Below are 15008 nucleotides of genomic sequence, written 5' to 3'. Positions count from 1 at the left end.
GCCCCCTCCGTCCTGCCGGACGCGGTCCTGCGCTGTCGCTCCGGGCGTTCGTCGTTCGGAAAGCAAGCCAATTGGCTTTCCGTCCACTGCGCGGACCAGTCCTCACCCGCTTGGGGCGAATTGGCAGATTTTTTCGGCGCCGGCTCGTCAGTCGCCCAGCGGCAAACGCGGGTCGTCGACCTTCAGCGTGTTCACGCTCTGCTTGATGCGGCGCAGGTTCTCCAGCACCTTCGGGCCGCGTGTCTCGGCGACCGAGGTCACGATCATGTCGACGATCGCCAGCAACGCGTAACGTGACGATGTCGGCTTGTAGATGTTGCCGTCCTCGAACGGCTGTAGCTGGATGACAGTGTCGGCGACCTTGGCCAGTGCGGAGTCGGGCGCGGTGACCGCCACCGTGGCGGCCCCATATTGTTGCGCGACCTGCACCGCCTCAATGACCGAGCGCGCATAGCCGGAGACCGAGAAGGCGACCACGGTGGTGTCTGGCGTGGCAACGGCGGCATACATGCGCTGCAGCTGTCCGTCGATCTGTGCCAGAACCGACAGGCCGAGCCTGAACAGCCGGTTCTGCATTTCGGTCGCCATCATCGAGGAAATGCCACCCGAACCTATGCACAGCACATTGCCTGATGCCGCAAGGCGCGCGGCGACGTCGACCAGCGTCGTCATGTCGAGGTTCTCGCTGGCGCGCTGGATGGCTGAAACAGCCGCTTCGGTGATGGCCGACGCAATGCGCTGTTCGCGGGCGTCGCGGCTCAATGGCTCCGGCGACAGATCCTGGCCGCCGATGGCGATGGCTTGGGCCAGATAGAACTTGAAGTCGCGCAACCCCTCGCAGCCGAGATTGCGGCAGAAGCGGGTGACCGTCGGTTCGCTGACGCTGACCCGCGCGGCGATGTCGGAGATCGCGGCCTTGGAGGCGAAGTCGAGGTCGGACAGGACGAGGTTTGCCAGGCGGCGATCCGACTTGGTGCCGTCCTGCGACATCAGCTGCAGCCGCGTGATGATGTCGGCCGGCGTCTTCATGTCCGAGTTTCCGTCGTCATCTCAGCGGCAGGCCCGTCGCCGTGTCGAACAGATGGATGTTGCCTGGGTCGACCGAGACCGGCAGCAGGTCGCCCGGCCGCACCGGCACCCGGTCGCGGAACACGGCGCGCACCGGATCAGTGCCAATGGCGCCGTAGACATGGGTTTCGGAACCGGTCGGCTCGACCACGTCAACCTTGAGCGTCATGGTATCAGTGGCTTCACCGACGATGAAATGCTCCGGCCGGATGCCCGCCTCAACGGCACTGCCTGCCGGCACCGGGTCCCCGGCAAGCGCAAGCCGGCCGCCGCCGACCGACTCGAACCAGGTCGTCCCGGGCGTCGTCTTCAGTGCCCCGGACACAAAACTCATCGACGGCGAGCCGAGGAAGCCGGCGACGAACTTGTTGGCCGGCCTGTCATAGAGCTCCAGCGGCGGCCCGACCTGCTGGATCCTGCCGCGGTCCATCACGACGATGCGATCGGCCATGGTCATGGCCTCGATCTGGTCGTGGGTGACGTAGACTATGGTGGATTTCAGCCGCTGGTGCAGCGCCTTGATCTCGGTGCGCATCTGCACGCGCAACTGCGCGTCCAGATTGCTGAGCGGCTCGTCGAACAGGAACACCGAGGGTTCGCGCACGATGGCGCGGCCCATGGCGACACGCTGGCGCTGGCCGCCCGAGAGCTGGCGGGGATACCGGTCGAGATAGGAGAACAGGTTGAGGACGCCGGACGCCTTCTTGACCTTCTGGTCGATGGCGGTGCGGCTCTCGCCCCGGATTTTCGGACCGAAGCCGATATTGTCGGAAGCCTTCAGATGCGGGAACAGCGCGTAGGACTGGAACACCATGGCGATGTTGCGCTGCTGCGGCGGCAGGTCGTTGGCGCGCGTGCCGCCGATCAGGAGGTCACCGGAACTGATGGTCTCCAGGCCCGCCAGCATGCGCAGCAAGGTCGACTTGCCGCAGCCGGACGGGCCGACGAGCACGACGAACTCGCCGCTCTTGATGTCGAGGCTGATCTCCTCGAGGATCTTGTGCTGGCCGAAGGATTTCGAGAGGTTGCGAAACAGGACGTCGGTCATGGTCACGCTCCCAATATGTCGTCGATGAACGGCAGGCAGCCGGCGGTCAATCCCGCATCGACGGGCATCACCACGCCTGTTACGCCCGAGGCGCGGTCCGAGGCAAGGAAAGCCACCGCTTCGGCGACTTCCGAGGCGTTGACGATGCGGCCGAGCGGATAGAGCCGCTGCAGCTTGCCGATGATGTCAGGGTTCTTGGCAAGGCGATGGTCCCAGGCGGCGGTGCGGATCGATCCGGGGCAGACGACATTGGCGCGCACGCCGCTACGGCCGAGTTCGACGGCGATCGACTTGGCATAGGCGTTGATGCCGGCCTTGGCGGCGGCGTAGGCCGGATTGCCGAAATGCGCGATGGCGTTGACGGAAGAAATGAAGACGACGCTGCCCGAACCGCGTGCAGCCATCGCCTTAACCAGCGGGTCGGCGAAAGTCATCACACCGGTCAGGTTGAGGTCGAGCTCATGTTCGATCGTGTCCGCCGTCAGCGCATCGAGCGTTTCGGCGCGCGTCCAGCCGGCATTGTTGATCAGGATATCGGGCACGCCGTCCCGGTCGAGAACAGCGGCGATCCCCGCCTCGATGGAAGCCCGGTCGAGAAGGTCGAAAACATGCCGCGAGGCAAGGTGCGGGCTCGCCAGCGCCTCCCCGGATTGGTCGCAGCCGACCACCCGCGCGCCCCTGCCGGCCAGCACTGCGACAATCGCAGAGCCAAGGCCGCCACCGGCGCCGGTGACGACGGCGGTCCTGCCTTCGAATTCGGCTCTCGAAACCACGGCGCTTGCTCCTCCTCAAGTCACGTAGATGCCGGAGAGGCTAAAGACCAGGATGTAATTTAGCAACATATTAATCCGCTTGCGCGCGGCGAATTCATCGATAATGTAGGAAAGTCACATAAATCTTGTGCCGGCGGCGAATGCGCGAAACAATGGGAGAGATCGGATGAACCTTGCGAAATGGACTGCCGGCCTGATGGCCGGAATGGGCATTCTGGCCTTCGCGGCGCAGGCAGAGGCCGGCGAAGTGCGGGTCACCGTCGCCGAATATAGCGCCAAGACCGGTCCGTATTTCGAGCAGGTCAAGAAGGAGTTCGAGGCGAAGAACCCTGGCATCACGGTCAAGTTCGAGGTGGTGCCATGGGATGTGCTCTTGCAGAAGCTAACCACCGACCTCACCGCCGGCACCAACGCCGATCTGTCCATTATCGGCACGCGCTGGCTGATCGACTTCGTCCAGCAGGACGTCGCCGAGCCGCTCGACAGCTACATCACGCCTGACTTCAAGGGTCGCTTCATCGACACCTTCCTGTCGCCCTCGATCATGGGCGGCAAGACCTACGGCCTGCCGATCGCCGCCTCGGCGCGCGCCATGTATTACAACAAGGAGTTGTTCGAGAAGGCCGGCATAGCCAAGCCACCGGCAACCTGGACCGAATTGCAGGAGGATGCTCGCAAGATCAAGGCGCAGGGTGCTTTCGGTTTCGGCCTTCAGGGCAAGGAGATCGAGACCGACGTTTATTACTACTACGCGATGTGGTCGCAGGGCACCGAGATCCTCAACAAGGACGGCACGTCGGGCCTGAGCACGCCGGGCGCGCTCGAAGCGGCGAAGCTCTACAAGTCGATGATCGACGAGGGGCTGACGGAGCCCGGCGTCACCTCCAACAATCGCGAGGACGTGCAGAACCTGTTCAAGCAGGGCAAGGTCGGCATGATGATCACGGCGCCCTTCCTGTCCAACCAGATCAAGGACGAGGCGCCGAGCCTCAAATATGGCGTTGCCGCCATCCCGGCCGGTCCTACCGGTGCGCGCGGCACCTACGGCGTCACCGACTCCATGATCATGTTCAAGAACTCCAAGAACAAGGATGAGGCCTGGAAGCTGATGGACTTCCTGTTCACCACGGAACAGCGCGCCAAGTTCACGCAGGGCGAAGGATTCCTGCCGGTGAACAAGGAAGAGGCCAAGATGGACTATTACATCAACAACGCGGATCTGGCCGCCTTCACCGCGCTCTTGCCTGATGCCCGCTTCGCGCCGGTCATCCCGGGCTGGGAAGAAGTTGCCCAGATCACGTCGGATGCCATGCAGAAGATCTATCTTGGCGGCGATCCCGAGGCAGGCTTGAAGGAAGCGGCGGCCAAGGCCAACGCAGTGCTGAAGAAGTAGGGCGTATCTCCCTGCGTCCGTGGCGCGCGCCAAATTCAGGCGGGGCGCGCCACTCTTCTAACATGCAACGGCTCGCCGCGTGCAAGCGACGAAGGTCGATAGGGCAATCCCTCAGGCAAAGGACAAAATCGGCGATGTCGGCGCCGCCCCTCATTGCACTGCCGGGCATTTCTCCGCGTATAGTGACTGGGAGAAAGGCCTGGCGGCAGCCTCGGCGCCATTCCTGCGAGGCCGGAGATTGGCGAAAGCGGTGGCGACGGCGCCCCTCTCCCGTCACTATACGGGGAGAGGATGCCGGCAGGCAGGTGAGGGGCGGCACTGACGTCGGAAAGAGTTCGAAACCGAGCGCCTAGGGCCAACTGGGCGAGCCAGCGCCACCAATACCTCGCAACATGGTCCCAAAATCAGCCGATGCAAAATCGCCTCCTGCCCTATCTCCTGACCTTGCCCAGTCTGTTCCTGGCGGCGGTGGTCATCTTCTGGCCGGTCTGGGACCTGATCCAGATCGCCACGCATGACGTCAATCGCTTTGGTCAGCTGCGCGAGTTCAGCGGTCTTGCCAATTTCGCCGCGCTGACAGCCGATCCCGACTTCGTCGCCGCCCTCTGGCGCACAGGGCTATGGACGGTGCTGGTGGTCTGCGGCGCGTTGCTGCTCTCGGTCCCGGTGGCGATGATCCTCAATACCGATTTCTATGGCCGTGGCCTTGCCCGCGTCATCATCATGCTGCCATGGGCAGTGTCGCTGACCATGACGGCCGTGGTCTGGCGCTGGGCGCTGAGCGGTGAAAGCGGCATGCTGAATTCGGCGCTGATCGGACTTGGCCTGATCGACCACAACATCCAGTGGCTTGCGAGCGCCGAGACGGCGTTTCCAATGCAGGTGCTGATCGGCATATTGGTGACGGTGCCGTTCACCACGACGATCTTTCTCGGCGGCCTGTCCTCGATCCCGGACGATCTCTATGAGGCGGCGGCGCTCGAAGGGGCAACGCCGCTGCAGCAGTTCCGCGAGATCACCTTTCCGCTTCTGAAACCCTTCATCAACATCGCCATCGTGCTCAACACCATCTACGTCTTCAACTCGTTCCCGATCATCTGGGTGATGACGCAGGGCGGGCCGGCCAACTCGACCGACATCCTGGTCACCCACCTCTACAAGCTGGCATTCCGTATCGGCAAGCTCGGCGAGGCTTCGGCGGTCTCGCTGGTGATGTTCGCCATATTGCTGATCTTCACCATGATCTATGTGCGCCTTGCCATGCGGGAGCAACGCGCATGAAGGCCAAGCTGAAGCGCACCGTCATCGCCTGGCTGCTGCTGGCTCCCTTGATCGTGGTGACGATCTTTCCCTTCGCGGTGATGTTCCTGACAGCGGTCAAGCCGCGTACCGAAGTGCTGACGCCGACCTGGTGGCCGAGCGAGTTCCGGTGGTCGAATTTTGCCGACATGTGGGTGGCGACCGGCTTCGGCCGGGCGCTGGCCAATTCGCTCTATGTGTCTGTCATCGCCACCGTCGGCGCCATCCTCATATCCGTCCCGGCGGCCTATGCAATGTCGCGCTTCCGCTTTGCCGGCTATGGAGCGTTCCGCCAGTTCCTGCTGATCTCCCAGATGATCTCGCCGATCGTGCTGGTGCTCGGCCTGTTCCGGCTGATGGCTGCCTGGGGACTGGTCGAATTGACCACCGCGCTCGGCTTCATCTACATGGCCTTCAACGTCGCCTTCACCGTTTGGATGCTGCAGAGCTATTTCGACACCATTCCGCGCGACCTTGAGGAGGCGGCCTGGATGGAAGGCGCCGGCCGCTGGCTGACGCTACGAAAAGTGTTTCTACCGCTCTGCCTGCCGGCGATCGCGGTGACGGCGATCTTCACCTTCATCAATGCCTGGAACGAATTCGTCGTGGCGCTCACCATGCTGCGTAGCCAGGAGAGCTATACGCTGCCGATCCAGGTGTTCTCGCTGGTTGCCGGGCGCTACACGATCGAATGGCACCACGTCATGGCGGCGACGCTGCTGGCGACGCTGCCGGTGGCGATCCTGTTCATCTGGCTGCAGCGCTATCTCGTCCGGGGGCTGGCGCTCGGGGCTGTCAAATAGCAATCCCAGCACCTCTAGGAAAAGTGCCCAGCGGTTTTCCGTCCGGAATTGCGAAACAACAAGAAGTCCACGGAGTTTTCATGCGTATCTTCACCGCCTCGCTGGCGACGGAAACCAACACCTTCTCGCCTGTGCCAACCGACCGGGCCTCTTTCGAGATGGCGTTCTATGCCGGGCCGGGCAAGCATCCGGAAACGCCGACCCTGTGCTCCTCGCCGATCGTGGCGCTGCGCCGCCGCGCGGCCGCCGAAGGCCTGACCGTGATCGAGGGCACCGCCACCTGGGCCGAGCCTGGCGGCCTCGTGCAGCGGCAGAGCTATGAGGCGCTGCGCGATGAGATCCTCGATCAACTGAAGGCTGCATTGCCGGTCGATGCCGTTATTCTGGGCCTGCACGGGGCCATGGTGGCGCAAGGCTATGACGACTGCGAGGGCGACCTGCTGGAGCGCGTGCGGGGCATTGTCGGGCCTGAGGTGGTGATTGCCTGCGAGTTCGATCCGCACAGCCATCTGACGCCGAAGCGCGTGGCGGCGTCAGACATCATGGCCTATTTCCTCGAATTCCCGCACACTGATTTCTACGAGCGCGGCGAGCATGTCGTCGAGCTTGGCCTGGCTGCGGCGCGCGGCGAAATCAAGCCGGTCATCTCAACTTTCGACTGCCGCATGATCCAGGTGCTGCCGACCAGCCGCGAACCGATGCGCTCCTTCGTCGACCGCATCAAGGCGCTGCACGGCAAGGACGGCGTGCTGTCGGTCTCGGTCATCCACGGCTTCATGGCCGCCGACGTGCCCGAAATGGGCACGCGTCTCCTTGTCGTCACCGACAATGACAAGGCCAAGGGCGATGCGCTGGCGGAGCGGCTTGGACGCGAGCTCTATGCCATGCGCGAAACGACCGCGATGACGATGCTGAGTACGGCCGACGGCATCGATCGGGCTCTGGCCGTGCGCAAGGAAAAGCCGGGCAAGCCGGTGGTCATTGCCGATATCTGGGACAATCCCGGCGGCGGCGTTCCCGGCGACGGCACCGTCGTGCTGCGCCAGATGCTGGCGCGGGGCCTGGACAAGTTCGGCGTGGCGACGATCTGGGATCCGATCGCGGTGACTTTCTGTCAGGCTGCCGGCGAGGGCGCGGTCATCGACCTGCGCTTCGGCGGCAAAGCTGGCGCCCAGGCGGGCGAACCGATCGACGCACGCGTCAAGGTGCTGAAAGCGGTTGCCGAGGGTTGGCAGAGTTTCGGCCCGAGCCGAGTGACATTGGGGCCATCAGCGGTGGTGCGCATCGAGGGCACCGAAGTCGATGTGATCCTGAATACCAATCGCACCCAGACCTTCGAGCCAGATGTCTTCTCCAACATCGGCATCGATCCGCTGTCGAAAGACATTTTGCTGATCAAGTCGACAAACCATTTCTACGCCGGCTTCGAGCCGATCGCCGCCGAGATCATCTATGTCGCGGCGCCGAGTTCCTATCCCAGCAATCCGGCGGCGACGAATTACACGAAGCTGGCGCGGCTAGTGTGGCCAAGGGTGGCCGATCCCTGGAAGGGTGCCGCGGGCGACGCTGCCAATCTCCCCCACGAACGGCATGATTGCTAGTCACACCAATCCGCGCTTGACCATCATCGCTGCCGGCGACGGCATTTTGCCGCGAAACGCGGTGTAGAGCTCTTCCGGATCCTTCGAGCCGCCGGCGGCGTAGATGTTCTTCCTCAGCCGCTCGGCCAGCGCCGGGTTGAAGGGGTCTCCGGTTTCCTCGAAGGCGGCGAAAGCATCGGCGTCCAGCACCTCCGACCACATGTAGGAATAGTAGCCGGCCGAATAGCCCTCGCCGGCGAAGACATGGCCAAAATGCTGGGTGCGATGGCGCATGGCGATGGTATCCGGCATATGCAGGGTCGCAAGCGTTTCGGCCTCGAAACGAAGCGGCTCTTCCGGCGCGTCGGGCCGTGCATGGTAGGCCATGTCCATCAAGGCAGAGGCGGTGAACTCGACGGTGGCGAAGCCGGCGCCGAAGGTGCGCGTGGCCAGCATCTTGTCGAGCAGCGCTTTCGGCATCGGCTTGCCGGTCTTGACATGCAGCGCGTGCTTTTCCAGAACCGCCGGCACCGTCAGCCAGTGCTCGTAGAGCTGCGAGGGCAGTTCGACGAAGTCGCGGCTGACCGAGGTGCCCGACACCGATGGCCAGGTGACGTCGGTCAGCATGCCATGCAGCGCATGGCCGAATTCGTGGAACAAGGTCTTCGCCTCGTCGACGGACAGCAGGGCCGGTTCGCCCGCTGGCGGCTTGGCGAAGTTCATGATGTTGTAGATCACCGGCTTCGAGCCATGGCCAAGCTTATAACCGGACTTCAGCGCGCTCATCCAGGCGCCGGAGCGTTTTGACGGCCGCGCGAAATAGTCGGCGAGGAACAGGCCGCGCTCACTGCCGTCGGCATTTTTGACCACGAAGACGCGCGCGTCCGGATGCCAGGCGGCGATGCCCTTCTTCTCCTCGAACGTGATACCGAACAACCGTGTCGCGACGTCGAAGCAGGCGTCGATGACGCGGTCGAGCTGCAGATAGGGTTTCAGCTCCGCCTCATCGAAAGCGAACTTCTCGGCGCGCAGCTTCTCCTGGTAGAAGCGCCAGTCCCAGGCGGCGAATTTTTCGTTGCTGCCGGCCTCGGCGGCCAGACGCTCCAGCTCTTTCTGGTCGGCGGCGGCCTTTTCCAGTGCCCTTTCCCAGACCGGGTCGAGCAGCGCATGCACCGCCTTCGGTGTCTTGGCCATGGTGTCGTCGAGCTTGAGCGCGGCGAAGGAGGCGTAGCCGAGCAGCTTCGCCTTTTCGGCGCGCAGCTTCAGCATGTCGCGCACCACGGACGTGTTGTCTGACGCACCGCCGTTCTGGCCGCGCATGGTGAAGGCACGATAGGCGATCTCGCGCAGGTCGCGGCGGTCGGAGAAGGTCGTGAACGGCTCATAGATCGAGCGCGACAGGGTTACGGCGTAGCGGCCCTTCCGGCCGCGCATCTCGGCGGCCTCGGCCATCGAGCTCTTCACGAAATCCGGCAGGCCGGCGAGATCGGCCTCGTCGAGGAACAGCGCCCAGTCGCGCTCATCGGCCAGCACGTTCTGACCGAAAGTCGTGCCGAGCGACGACAGCTCCTCGTTGATTTTGGCCAGCCGCGTCTTGCCGTCGGCGTCGAGCTTGGCGCCGGAACGGACGAAGCCTTTCCAGGTCTTCTCCAGGACGCGCAGCGTCTCTGGATCGAGGTTTAGGCTCTCGCGGCGCTGGTAGAGATCGTCGATGCGGGCAAACAGCTTCTCGTTCATCGAGATGGCCGAGAAGTGCCGCGACATCTTCGGCGAAATGTCACGCTCCAGCGCCTGGATGGTCTCGTTGGTGTAGGCGCCGGCGCGGCACCAGAAGATCGACGAGACATGATCCAGCGCCTCGCCCCCGAGCTCAAGCGCGGCAAGCGTGTTCTCGATGCTCGGCGTAGCCTTGTTGCTTGATATCGCGTCGATCTCGGCCTCATGCGCCTTCAGCGCGGCGTCGAAGACGGCGGAGAAATCACAGTCGCCAATATGGGCAAAATCGGGCAGGCCGAGCGGCCCTCGCCACGCGGTCAGCGGATGAGCGGCGAGATCGACGGCATTCGTAGAGGGCATGGAGGGTCTTTCGCTGGCGTCAGGAAGGAGGGTGTCACCGATGTAGGGCGCGCTTCGCGAGCCCGCAATATGCCAGTGGCCGCTGCGCCTCAGTAGCCCTCGCAGTTTTCAGCGATTGCCGCCTGAGAATTGGCGGTGATTCGGTTGTCGCTCACCGCGAAGGTTTCCTGCACCAGCATGTCGTTGTTGGGGAAGTCGTAGCAGGCGATCACGGTGGTGACCCCGCTTTCGGTCCTCTCGATGCGATGGCGGATCGCGGCTCCCGCAACCGCACCTTTCCATTCGTCGAGCGAGGCGATGAATTCCTGCTTGCTCTGGACAACGCCGAGGTCGTCAAGCTTGATGCGGACGTCGTCGGCGAGCAGGTCCGCCAGCTCGGTGCGATCGGCGACCAGCAGCGCCGAATACCAGCGGCTTATAATGGCGCGGTCATCGGCGCGAGCAGCAACGATCGCTATCATCAGCGCGGCCGCCGTGAAAACGACCGGCCGGACGTTCATTGCCTGGCGCGCCGTACCGTTCATTCCAGCACCGGCCGCTCGAAATCGCCGGTCTCCTTGTTCATCACCCAGAGCTCGCCGGTCGAAATATCGAACCAGGCTCCATGCAGCGACAGCCGCCCCTTGCCCTCGAGGATCGAGACGCAGGGAAAGGTCCTGAGATTGGCGAGGGAGTAGCGGATCGAAATGCGCTCCAGGGCGGTCTGGCGTTCCGTCGCCGTCATGAAGGTGCTGGCCGACACCGTCTCGGCGGCCGGCGCGATCAGACTCATCCATTTACCGATGAAGTCGCCGGGAGACAGCGGCGCGGAGTTGGGGTCGAGCGCGGCCCGGATGCCGCCGCAGCGGCCGTGGCCCATGACCACGATATTCTTGACCTTGAGGCTCTGCACGGCGAATTCGAGCGCGGCCGAGGTCGAATGGAACTCGCCGTCCGGCTCGTAAGGCGGCACCAGATTGCCGACATTGCGCAAGACGAAGAGTTCGCCGGGGCCGGCGTCGAAGATCGCCTCGGGCGCGGATCGCGAGTCGCAACAGGCGACGATCATGGTCTCGGGCGCCTGGCCTTCGCGGGCGAGCTCGCGATAGCGGCCGCTCTCGGTGAGGTAGCGGCCGTTCATGAAATTGCGGTAGCCGGCGAGGAGGTGTTCGGGAAGATGAGGCATGGGCGGCTAAGGCCTTTCCGGGTTGGAGGCGGCAGCTCGTTGCGGTCGAGGAAAGCCTCTAACGGCAAAAGCCCGCTACGAGCAATGCGGAATTGTAGGAGCTAGCCATAAATGCCATGCGCCAAAGCGGGACGCGCGCTGACATTGTCACGCCCAGATAGCGACCGGTATGCCAAAACCGTCAGCGCTAGGCGGGTCGGGAAACGGCTTCGCGTCGCCGCTGGCGATGCGGCCGGCAATCAGCATCATGGCGGCCGCATCGAGGAAATCGTCAGCGGCCGCACCACCTGGCGGCGGCCGGTCGAGGAAATCCATGTCATAGCCATGCCGGCAAAGCAGCGCCTTGCGCTCCGCCATGCCGGCCGGATTGACGCTGCCCTTGATCTTCTTCGGCAACCGCATGGCCTGATCGTCGTTCAGGCGGCAGAACGCGACTTCCGGATGCGATTCGAAGATGCGACCGCGCAGTTCGGGCCGGACGATCAGCAATGTGTCGATCTCGCGGATTTTCGAAAAGATGCCGAAGGCCTGGATGGAAACGCCGCGCGGCGGGTTGGATGTGGCCTTGGCCACTTCGCTTGCCCTGATATGCGCCGCGTACCAGGCTTTGATCGTGGTGAAGCCGCTGGTGTCGGTATAGAGCGCGGCCCGGGACGGGATCGAAAAGACGCTGGACTGGCGAGCCCCAAGCAGCGGCCGCACCAGCGCTTCCGGCCCGCGCCCGCCCTTTTGCGAAAATTCCGGTAGACCGATCGGCATGTCGACGGCGACGATCGCGTCATCGGGGATCGCCGCCAGCAGGGCGGCGAACGAAGGGAAGACATCGACCGAAGGCGCGGCGTCCGGGTTACGAAGTGTCGGCCCGGGTTCGCTCCGCACGGCGATCCAGCCGGCCTTGCAGCCATCGGCGCCGACGAGCACGACCTTGGCCGGGGTCACGCCCGGCGGTCCCGCCCCGGATGCGTGAGGTGACGAAGCTGGACCATGGCCATCGGGTGCGACAAACTCTGCGCGTCGGTTTCGAGCTGCAACTCGTCGCCGCCGCGTTTTGCCGTGCGCGCCAGGATCTCGTAGACCGCCGCCGTCGTGGACTGCAGGGCCTTGATCGCCGGCTGGCCGGACAGGATGCGCGCCAGGTAGACCGCCGCGGTCAGGTCGCCAAGGCCGTTCGGCGGCTTGTCGATCAGGCGATGTTCGGCCAGCAGCGCCTGGGTGCCGTCGAGCAGCAGATTGCCGGTGCCGCCTGACATCATCGACGGTGCCGAGGTGACCAGCATGGTCGACGGTCCGGCATGGAGTGCGGCCGAGATCACCGATTTCAGATCGGCCAGCGGCGCGCCGGCCATCCATTCCAGCTCGTAGCGGTTGGGGGTAGCGATGTCGGCGATCGGCATCAGCCAGTCGCGCATGGCGGCGGCGGTGGGCTCGGGCACGTAGAGGCCGCCGGAATCACCCATCACCGGATCGCAGATATAAACGGCATCGGGCGTCCTCGCCTTGACCGCGGCCACCAGCGAGGCGACCGCCTCGGCCTGGCCGGCCTCGCCGAGATAACCCGACAGCACGGCCCCGACCTCGCCCAGCCACGGCGCGCGCTCCAGATCGGCCATGAGCGCCTTGAACTGGTCGAGCGGCGGCACGATGCGAGTCGCGCGGCCATGGCCGGGATGCCAGGGCAGGGTGACCGTAGGTACGGCCCAGACCGGAAAGCCCAGTGTCTCCAGCGCGAAGACGGCCGCGCGGTTGCCGACGGAGCCGCGGGCGACATGGCTGGATATGACGATGACCGCGCGCGGCGCGTCGGTTTTTTCGGCGCTCATTGTTTCTTGATTCCTAGCTGCCCCGGGTGAGGAAAAGCACGAGCCAGACCATCAGGCCCAGCGCCAGAAGCAGGCCGAGTATCCTGCCAACGCGCGTGCCCCAGACTTCAATCGGATCCGTGCGGTCGGCATCGGCCGCCGAGACGTGGTCGCGCACGCCTTTCGTCGTCCGTGCCACGAAAGAATTGCCGGCCGGATCGGTCTCCTGCGCGACGCGCTGGAGGATACGGCGCGATTCACTGTCGCTGTCCTGGCGTTTCGCCATGGTGATATCCCGTTCTGATCGAACCTTATCGTGTTCACCGGGCCAATCACAGGGCCTTGGGGCGGGGCACAATTCATGCCGAGTCTGCTTCAGAGACCGAGTCCGTTTTCTTGCGCGCCGATTGTGGTAATGCTTCGGATGCAACTTTCTATCGAGGGATCCCTTCATGCTTGCCCAGCGCCTTGCTCGACCATCGACATTTCGCACGCTGCCCGCCTTCCTGATGATGGCAATCGTGCTGCCGCTGCTTGCCGGCTGCGGCTACAACACGATCCCGACGGCGGAAGAAAACGCCAGGGCGGCATGGAGCGAGGTGTTGAACCAGTATCAGCGACGCGCCGACCTCATTCCCAATCTGGTCGAGACGGTCAAGGGCTATGCCTCGCATGAAAAGGACACGCTCGACGCCGTTGTCCAAGCGCGCGCCAAGGCAACGCAGATCACGGTGACGCCGGAAACGCTGAAGGACCCGGAAGCCCTCAAAAAGTTTCAGGATGCCCAGGCCGGGCTGACTAGCGCGCTGTCGCGGCTGATCGCAGTGTCGGAAGCCTATCCCGACCTTAAGGCCAACCAGAATTTCCTGGCGCTGCAGGCGCAGCTCGAAGGGACGGAGAACCGCATCGCCGTTGCCCGCCGCGACTACATCCAGGCCGTCAGGGACTACAATTTGACACTGAAGACCTTCCCGTCGGTGCTGTGGGCGACATTCTGGTTCCGCGGCAACGAGCCCTTCGCCAACTTCACTGTCGACGAGGACAAGATGCAGCCGCCGAAGGTCGATTTCGGCACGAAGCAGGGCGGGTGAACGGCGACCGTCACCGGAACAAATTCCGCTAAAAGACGGACCGCCGGCGTGCAAACACCCCCCTCTGTCCTGCTGCACATCTCCCCCTCACGCGGGGCGCTGCGGAACGCCTACCTTTCCTTCCTTGGCCTTCTTGCCGGCATCCTCTTCCTCCCGTTCGCCGCCTTCGCTGCCGACCTTCCGGCTCTGACAGGTCGCGTCGTCGACAATGCCGGCATCATCGATGCCGGCACACGTGCCGCGCTCACCCAAAAACTCGCCGAGCTCGAAACCAAGGGCTCGGACCAGATCGTCGTCGCCACCATCCCCAGCCTCGGCGGCGAGGAGATCGAGCCCTACGCCAACCGGCTGTTCCGATTCTGGAAGCTCGGCCAGGCCAAGGAGAATAACGGTGTCCTGCTCCTGGTTGCGCCAAACGACCGCAAGATGCGCATCGAGGTCGGGTACGGGCTGGAAGGCACGCTGACCGACCTGCACACCAAGCTGATCATCGAAAACGACATGGTGCCGGCTTTCCGCGCCGGCGATTTCCCGGGCGGCATCTCCAAGGCCGTCGACGACATGATCATGGTGCTGAACGGCAATCCGGAAGAACTGGAAGCGCGCGGCAAACGGAACGAGCAAGCACCGTTCAATTCCGACGACCTGTTCTTCGCCATTTTCATCGGCATCTGGGCGATCATTTTCTTCGGCAGCATCGCGGCCTCGGTGCTGCCGCCGATCTTCGGCCAGAAACTAGGGCCCGGGCGCTATCGCTGGCTTGGCATGACCTTCGAGCCGCACCGGCGATCATCGTCCGGCGGCTGGTCGTCCGGTGGAGGCGGTTGGTCCTCCGGCGGAGGGTCCTCCGGTGGCGGTTTTTCGGGCGGCGGCGGTTCGTCCGGCGGCGGCGGCTCCTCGGGAAGCTGGTAAC

The 15008-nt window shown here is 64.0% G+C and carries 15 protein-coding genes; 6 read left to right on the top strand and 9 right to left on the bottom strand.

Going from position 1 to position 15008, the window contains the following annotated elements; genetic code table 11:
* Positions 1-147: 147 nt before the first annotated feature.
* From AC3CB8_RS02650 to AC3CB8_RS02640, 3 genes are read right to left on the bottom strand one after another with little or no spacing between them, the layout of a single operon-like run.
* Complete coding sequence (locus AC3CB8_RS02650; protein WP_352595845.1) at positions 148-1029, bottom strand: MurR/RpiR family transcriptional regulator; 882 nt, start codon at positions 1027-1029, stop codon at positions 148-150.
* A 16-nt stretch (positions 1030-1045) separates the two neighbouring features.
* Positions 1046-2116: an ABC transporter ATP-binding protein gene (locus AC3CB8_RS02645; RefSeq protein WP_023784190.1), complete on the bottom strand. Its 1071-nt coding sequence runs from the start codon at positions 2114-2116 to the stop codon at positions 1046-1048.
* Positions 2117-2118: 2 nt separating this feature from the next.
* Complete coding sequence (locus AC3CB8_RS02640; RefSeq protein WP_023784191.1) at positions 2119-2889, bottom strand: SDR family NAD(P)-dependent oxidoreductase; 771 nt, start codon at positions 2887-2889, stop codon at positions 2119-2121.
* A gap of 166 nt (positions 2890-3055) precedes the next feature.
* Between AC3CB8_RS02640 and AC3CB8_RS02635 the strand changes: the two genes are divergently transcribed.
* From AC3CB8_RS02635 to AC3CB8_RS02620, 4 genes are all read left to right on the top strand, one after another.
* Positions 3056-4282: an ABC transporter substrate-binding protein gene (locus AC3CB8_RS02635; protein ID WP_352563981.1), complete on the top strand. Its 1227-nt coding sequence runs from the start codon at positions 3056-3058 to the stop codon at positions 4280-4282.
* A 411-nt stretch (positions 4283-4693) separates the two neighbouring features.
* Complete coding sequence (locus AC3CB8_RS02630; RefSeq protein ID WP_023771810.1) at positions 4694-5563, top strand: carbohydrate ABC transporter permease; 870 nt, start codon at positions 4694-4696, stop codon at positions 5561-5563.
* The gene (locus AC3CB8_RS02625) at positions 5560-6384 is read left to right on the top strand and encodes a carbohydrate ABC transporter permease (RefSeq protein WP_488377262.1); all 825 of its coding nucleotides are present in this window, start codon (positions 5560-5562) and stop codon (positions 6382-6384) included. Before AC3CB8_RS02630 ends, AC3CB8_RS02625 begins: the two co-directional genes overlap by 4 nt.
* 80 nt (positions 6385-6464) lie before the next feature.
* On the top strand, positions 6465-7985 hold the full coding sequence (locus AC3CB8_RS02620; RefSeq protein WP_023784193.1) for a M81 family metallopeptidase: 1521 nt from the start codon (positions 6465-6467) through the stop codon (positions 7983-7985).
* Here AC3CB8_RS02620 and AC3CB8_RS02615 read toward each other — a convergent pair whose 3' ends face one another.
* From AC3CB8_RS02615 to AC3CB8_RS02590, 6 genes are all read right to left on the bottom strand, one after another.
* Positions 7986-10040, bottom strand: a complete 2055-nt coding sequence (locus tag AC3CB8_RS02615; protein ID WP_352563982.1) for a M3 family metallopeptidase — start codon at positions 10038-10040, stop codon at positions 7986-7988.
* Between the two features lie 89 nt (positions 10041-10129).
* Positions 10130-10564, bottom strand: coding sequence for a nuclear transport factor 2 family protein (locus tag AC3CB8_RS02610; protein WP_023784195.1), 435 nt, complete (start codon positions 10562-10564; stop codon positions 10130-10132).
* Complete coding sequence (locus AC3CB8_RS02605) at positions 10561-11205, bottom strand: carbonic anhydrase (RefSeq protein ID WP_023771805.1); 645 nt, start codon at positions 11203-11205, stop codon at positions 10561-10563. Before AC3CB8_RS02605 ends, AC3CB8_RS02610 begins: the two co-directional genes overlap by 4 nt.
* A 147-nt stretch (positions 11206-11352) precedes the next feature.
* A complete protein-coding gene (locus tag AC3CB8_RS02600) occupies positions 11353-12144 on the bottom strand; it encodes a DUF429 domain-containing protein (protein WP_023784196.1) in 792 nt (263 codons plus the stop codon).
* A complete protein-coding gene (gene pdxY, locus AC3CB8_RS02595; protein WP_352563983.1) occupies positions 12141-13025 on the bottom strand; it encodes a pyridoxal kinase PdxY in 885 nt (294 codons plus the stop codon). The genes AC3CB8_RS02600 and pdxY overlap by 4 nt, the downstream gene beginning before the upstream one ends.
* Before the next feature lie 13 nt (positions 13026-13038).
* On the bottom strand, positions 13039-13290 hold the full coding sequence (locus AC3CB8_RS02590) for a hypothetical protein (protein ID WP_023771802.1): 252 nt from the start codon (positions 13288-13290) through the stop codon (positions 13039-13041).
* A gap of 166 nt (positions 13291-13456) precedes the next feature.
* Between AC3CB8_RS02590 and AC3CB8_RS02585 the strand changes: the two genes are divergently transcribed.
* Both AC3CB8_RS02585 and AC3CB8_RS02580 read left to right on the top strand, forming a co-directional pair.
* Positions 13457-14095 carry a LemA family protein gene (locus AC3CB8_RS02585; RefSeq protein ID WP_015315127.1) on the top strand — a complete coding sequence of 213 codons (639 nt, stop codon included), beginning with the start codon at positions 13457-13459 and terminating at the stop codon, positions 14093-14095.
* Positions 14096-14167: 72 nt separating this feature from the next.
* Entirely contained in the window at positions 14168-15007 is an 840-nt protein-coding gene (locus AC3CB8_RS02580) for a TPM domain-containing protein (RefSeq protein WP_435053038.1), read from the top strand.
* The last annotated feature ends 1 nt before the right edge of the window (position 15008 follow it).

It is taken from the genome of Mesorhizobium sp. P160927 (assembly GCF_057766385.1).
The sequence above is the reverse complement of the archived record's forward strand: the minus strand, read 5'-3'. Positions and strand labels throughout refer to the sequence as shown.

Coding starts and splice junctions, on each gene's coding strand:
- AC3CB8_RS02620 (WP_023784193.1), top strand. CDS start 6,465: ATGCGTATCTTCACCGCCTCGCTGGCGACGGAAACCAACACCTTCTCG.
- AC3CB8_RS02610 (WP_023784195.1), bottom strand. CDS start 10,564: ATGAACGGTACGGCGCGCCAGGCAATGAACGTCCGGCCGGTCGTTTTC.
- AC3CB8_RS02625 (WP_488377262.1), top strand. CDS start 5,560: ATGAAGGCCAAGCTGAAGCGCACCGTCATCGCCTGGCTGCTGCTGGCT.
- pdxY (WP_352563983.1), bottom strand. CDS start 13,025: ATGAGCGCCGAAAAAACCGACGCGCCGCGCGCGGTCATCGTCATATCC.
- AC3CB8_RS02585 (WP_015315127.1), top strand. CDS start 13,457: ATGCTTGCCCAGCGCCTTGCTCGACCATCGACATTTCGCACGCTGCCC.
- AC3CB8_RS02590 (WP_023771802.1), bottom strand. CDS start 13,290: ATGGCGAAACGCCAGGACAGCGACAGTGAATCGCGCCGTATCCTCCAG.
- AC3CB8_RS02650 (WP_352595845.1), bottom strand. CDS start 1,029: ATGAAGACGCCGGCCGACATCATCACGCGGCTGCAGCTGATGTCGCAG.
- AC3CB8_RS02645 (WP_023784190.1), bottom strand. CDS start 2,116: ATGACCGACGTCCTGTTTCGCAACCTCTCGAAATCCTTCGGCCAGCAC.
- AC3CB8_RS02635 (WP_352563981.1), top strand. CDS start 3,056: ATGAACCTTGCGAAATGGACTGCCGGCCTGATGGCCGGAATGGGCATT.
- AC3CB8_RS02605 (WP_023771805.1), bottom strand. CDS start 11,205: ATGCCTCATCTTCCCGAACACCTCCTCGCCGGCTACCGCAATTTCATG.
- AC3CB8_RS02615 (WP_352563982.1), bottom strand. CDS start 10,040: ATGCCCTCTACGAATGCCGTCGATCTCGCCGCTCATCCGCTGACCGCG.
- AC3CB8_RS02630 (WP_023771810.1), top strand. CDS start 4,694: ATGCAAAATCGCCTCCTGCCCTATCTCCTGACCTTGCCCAGTCTGTTC.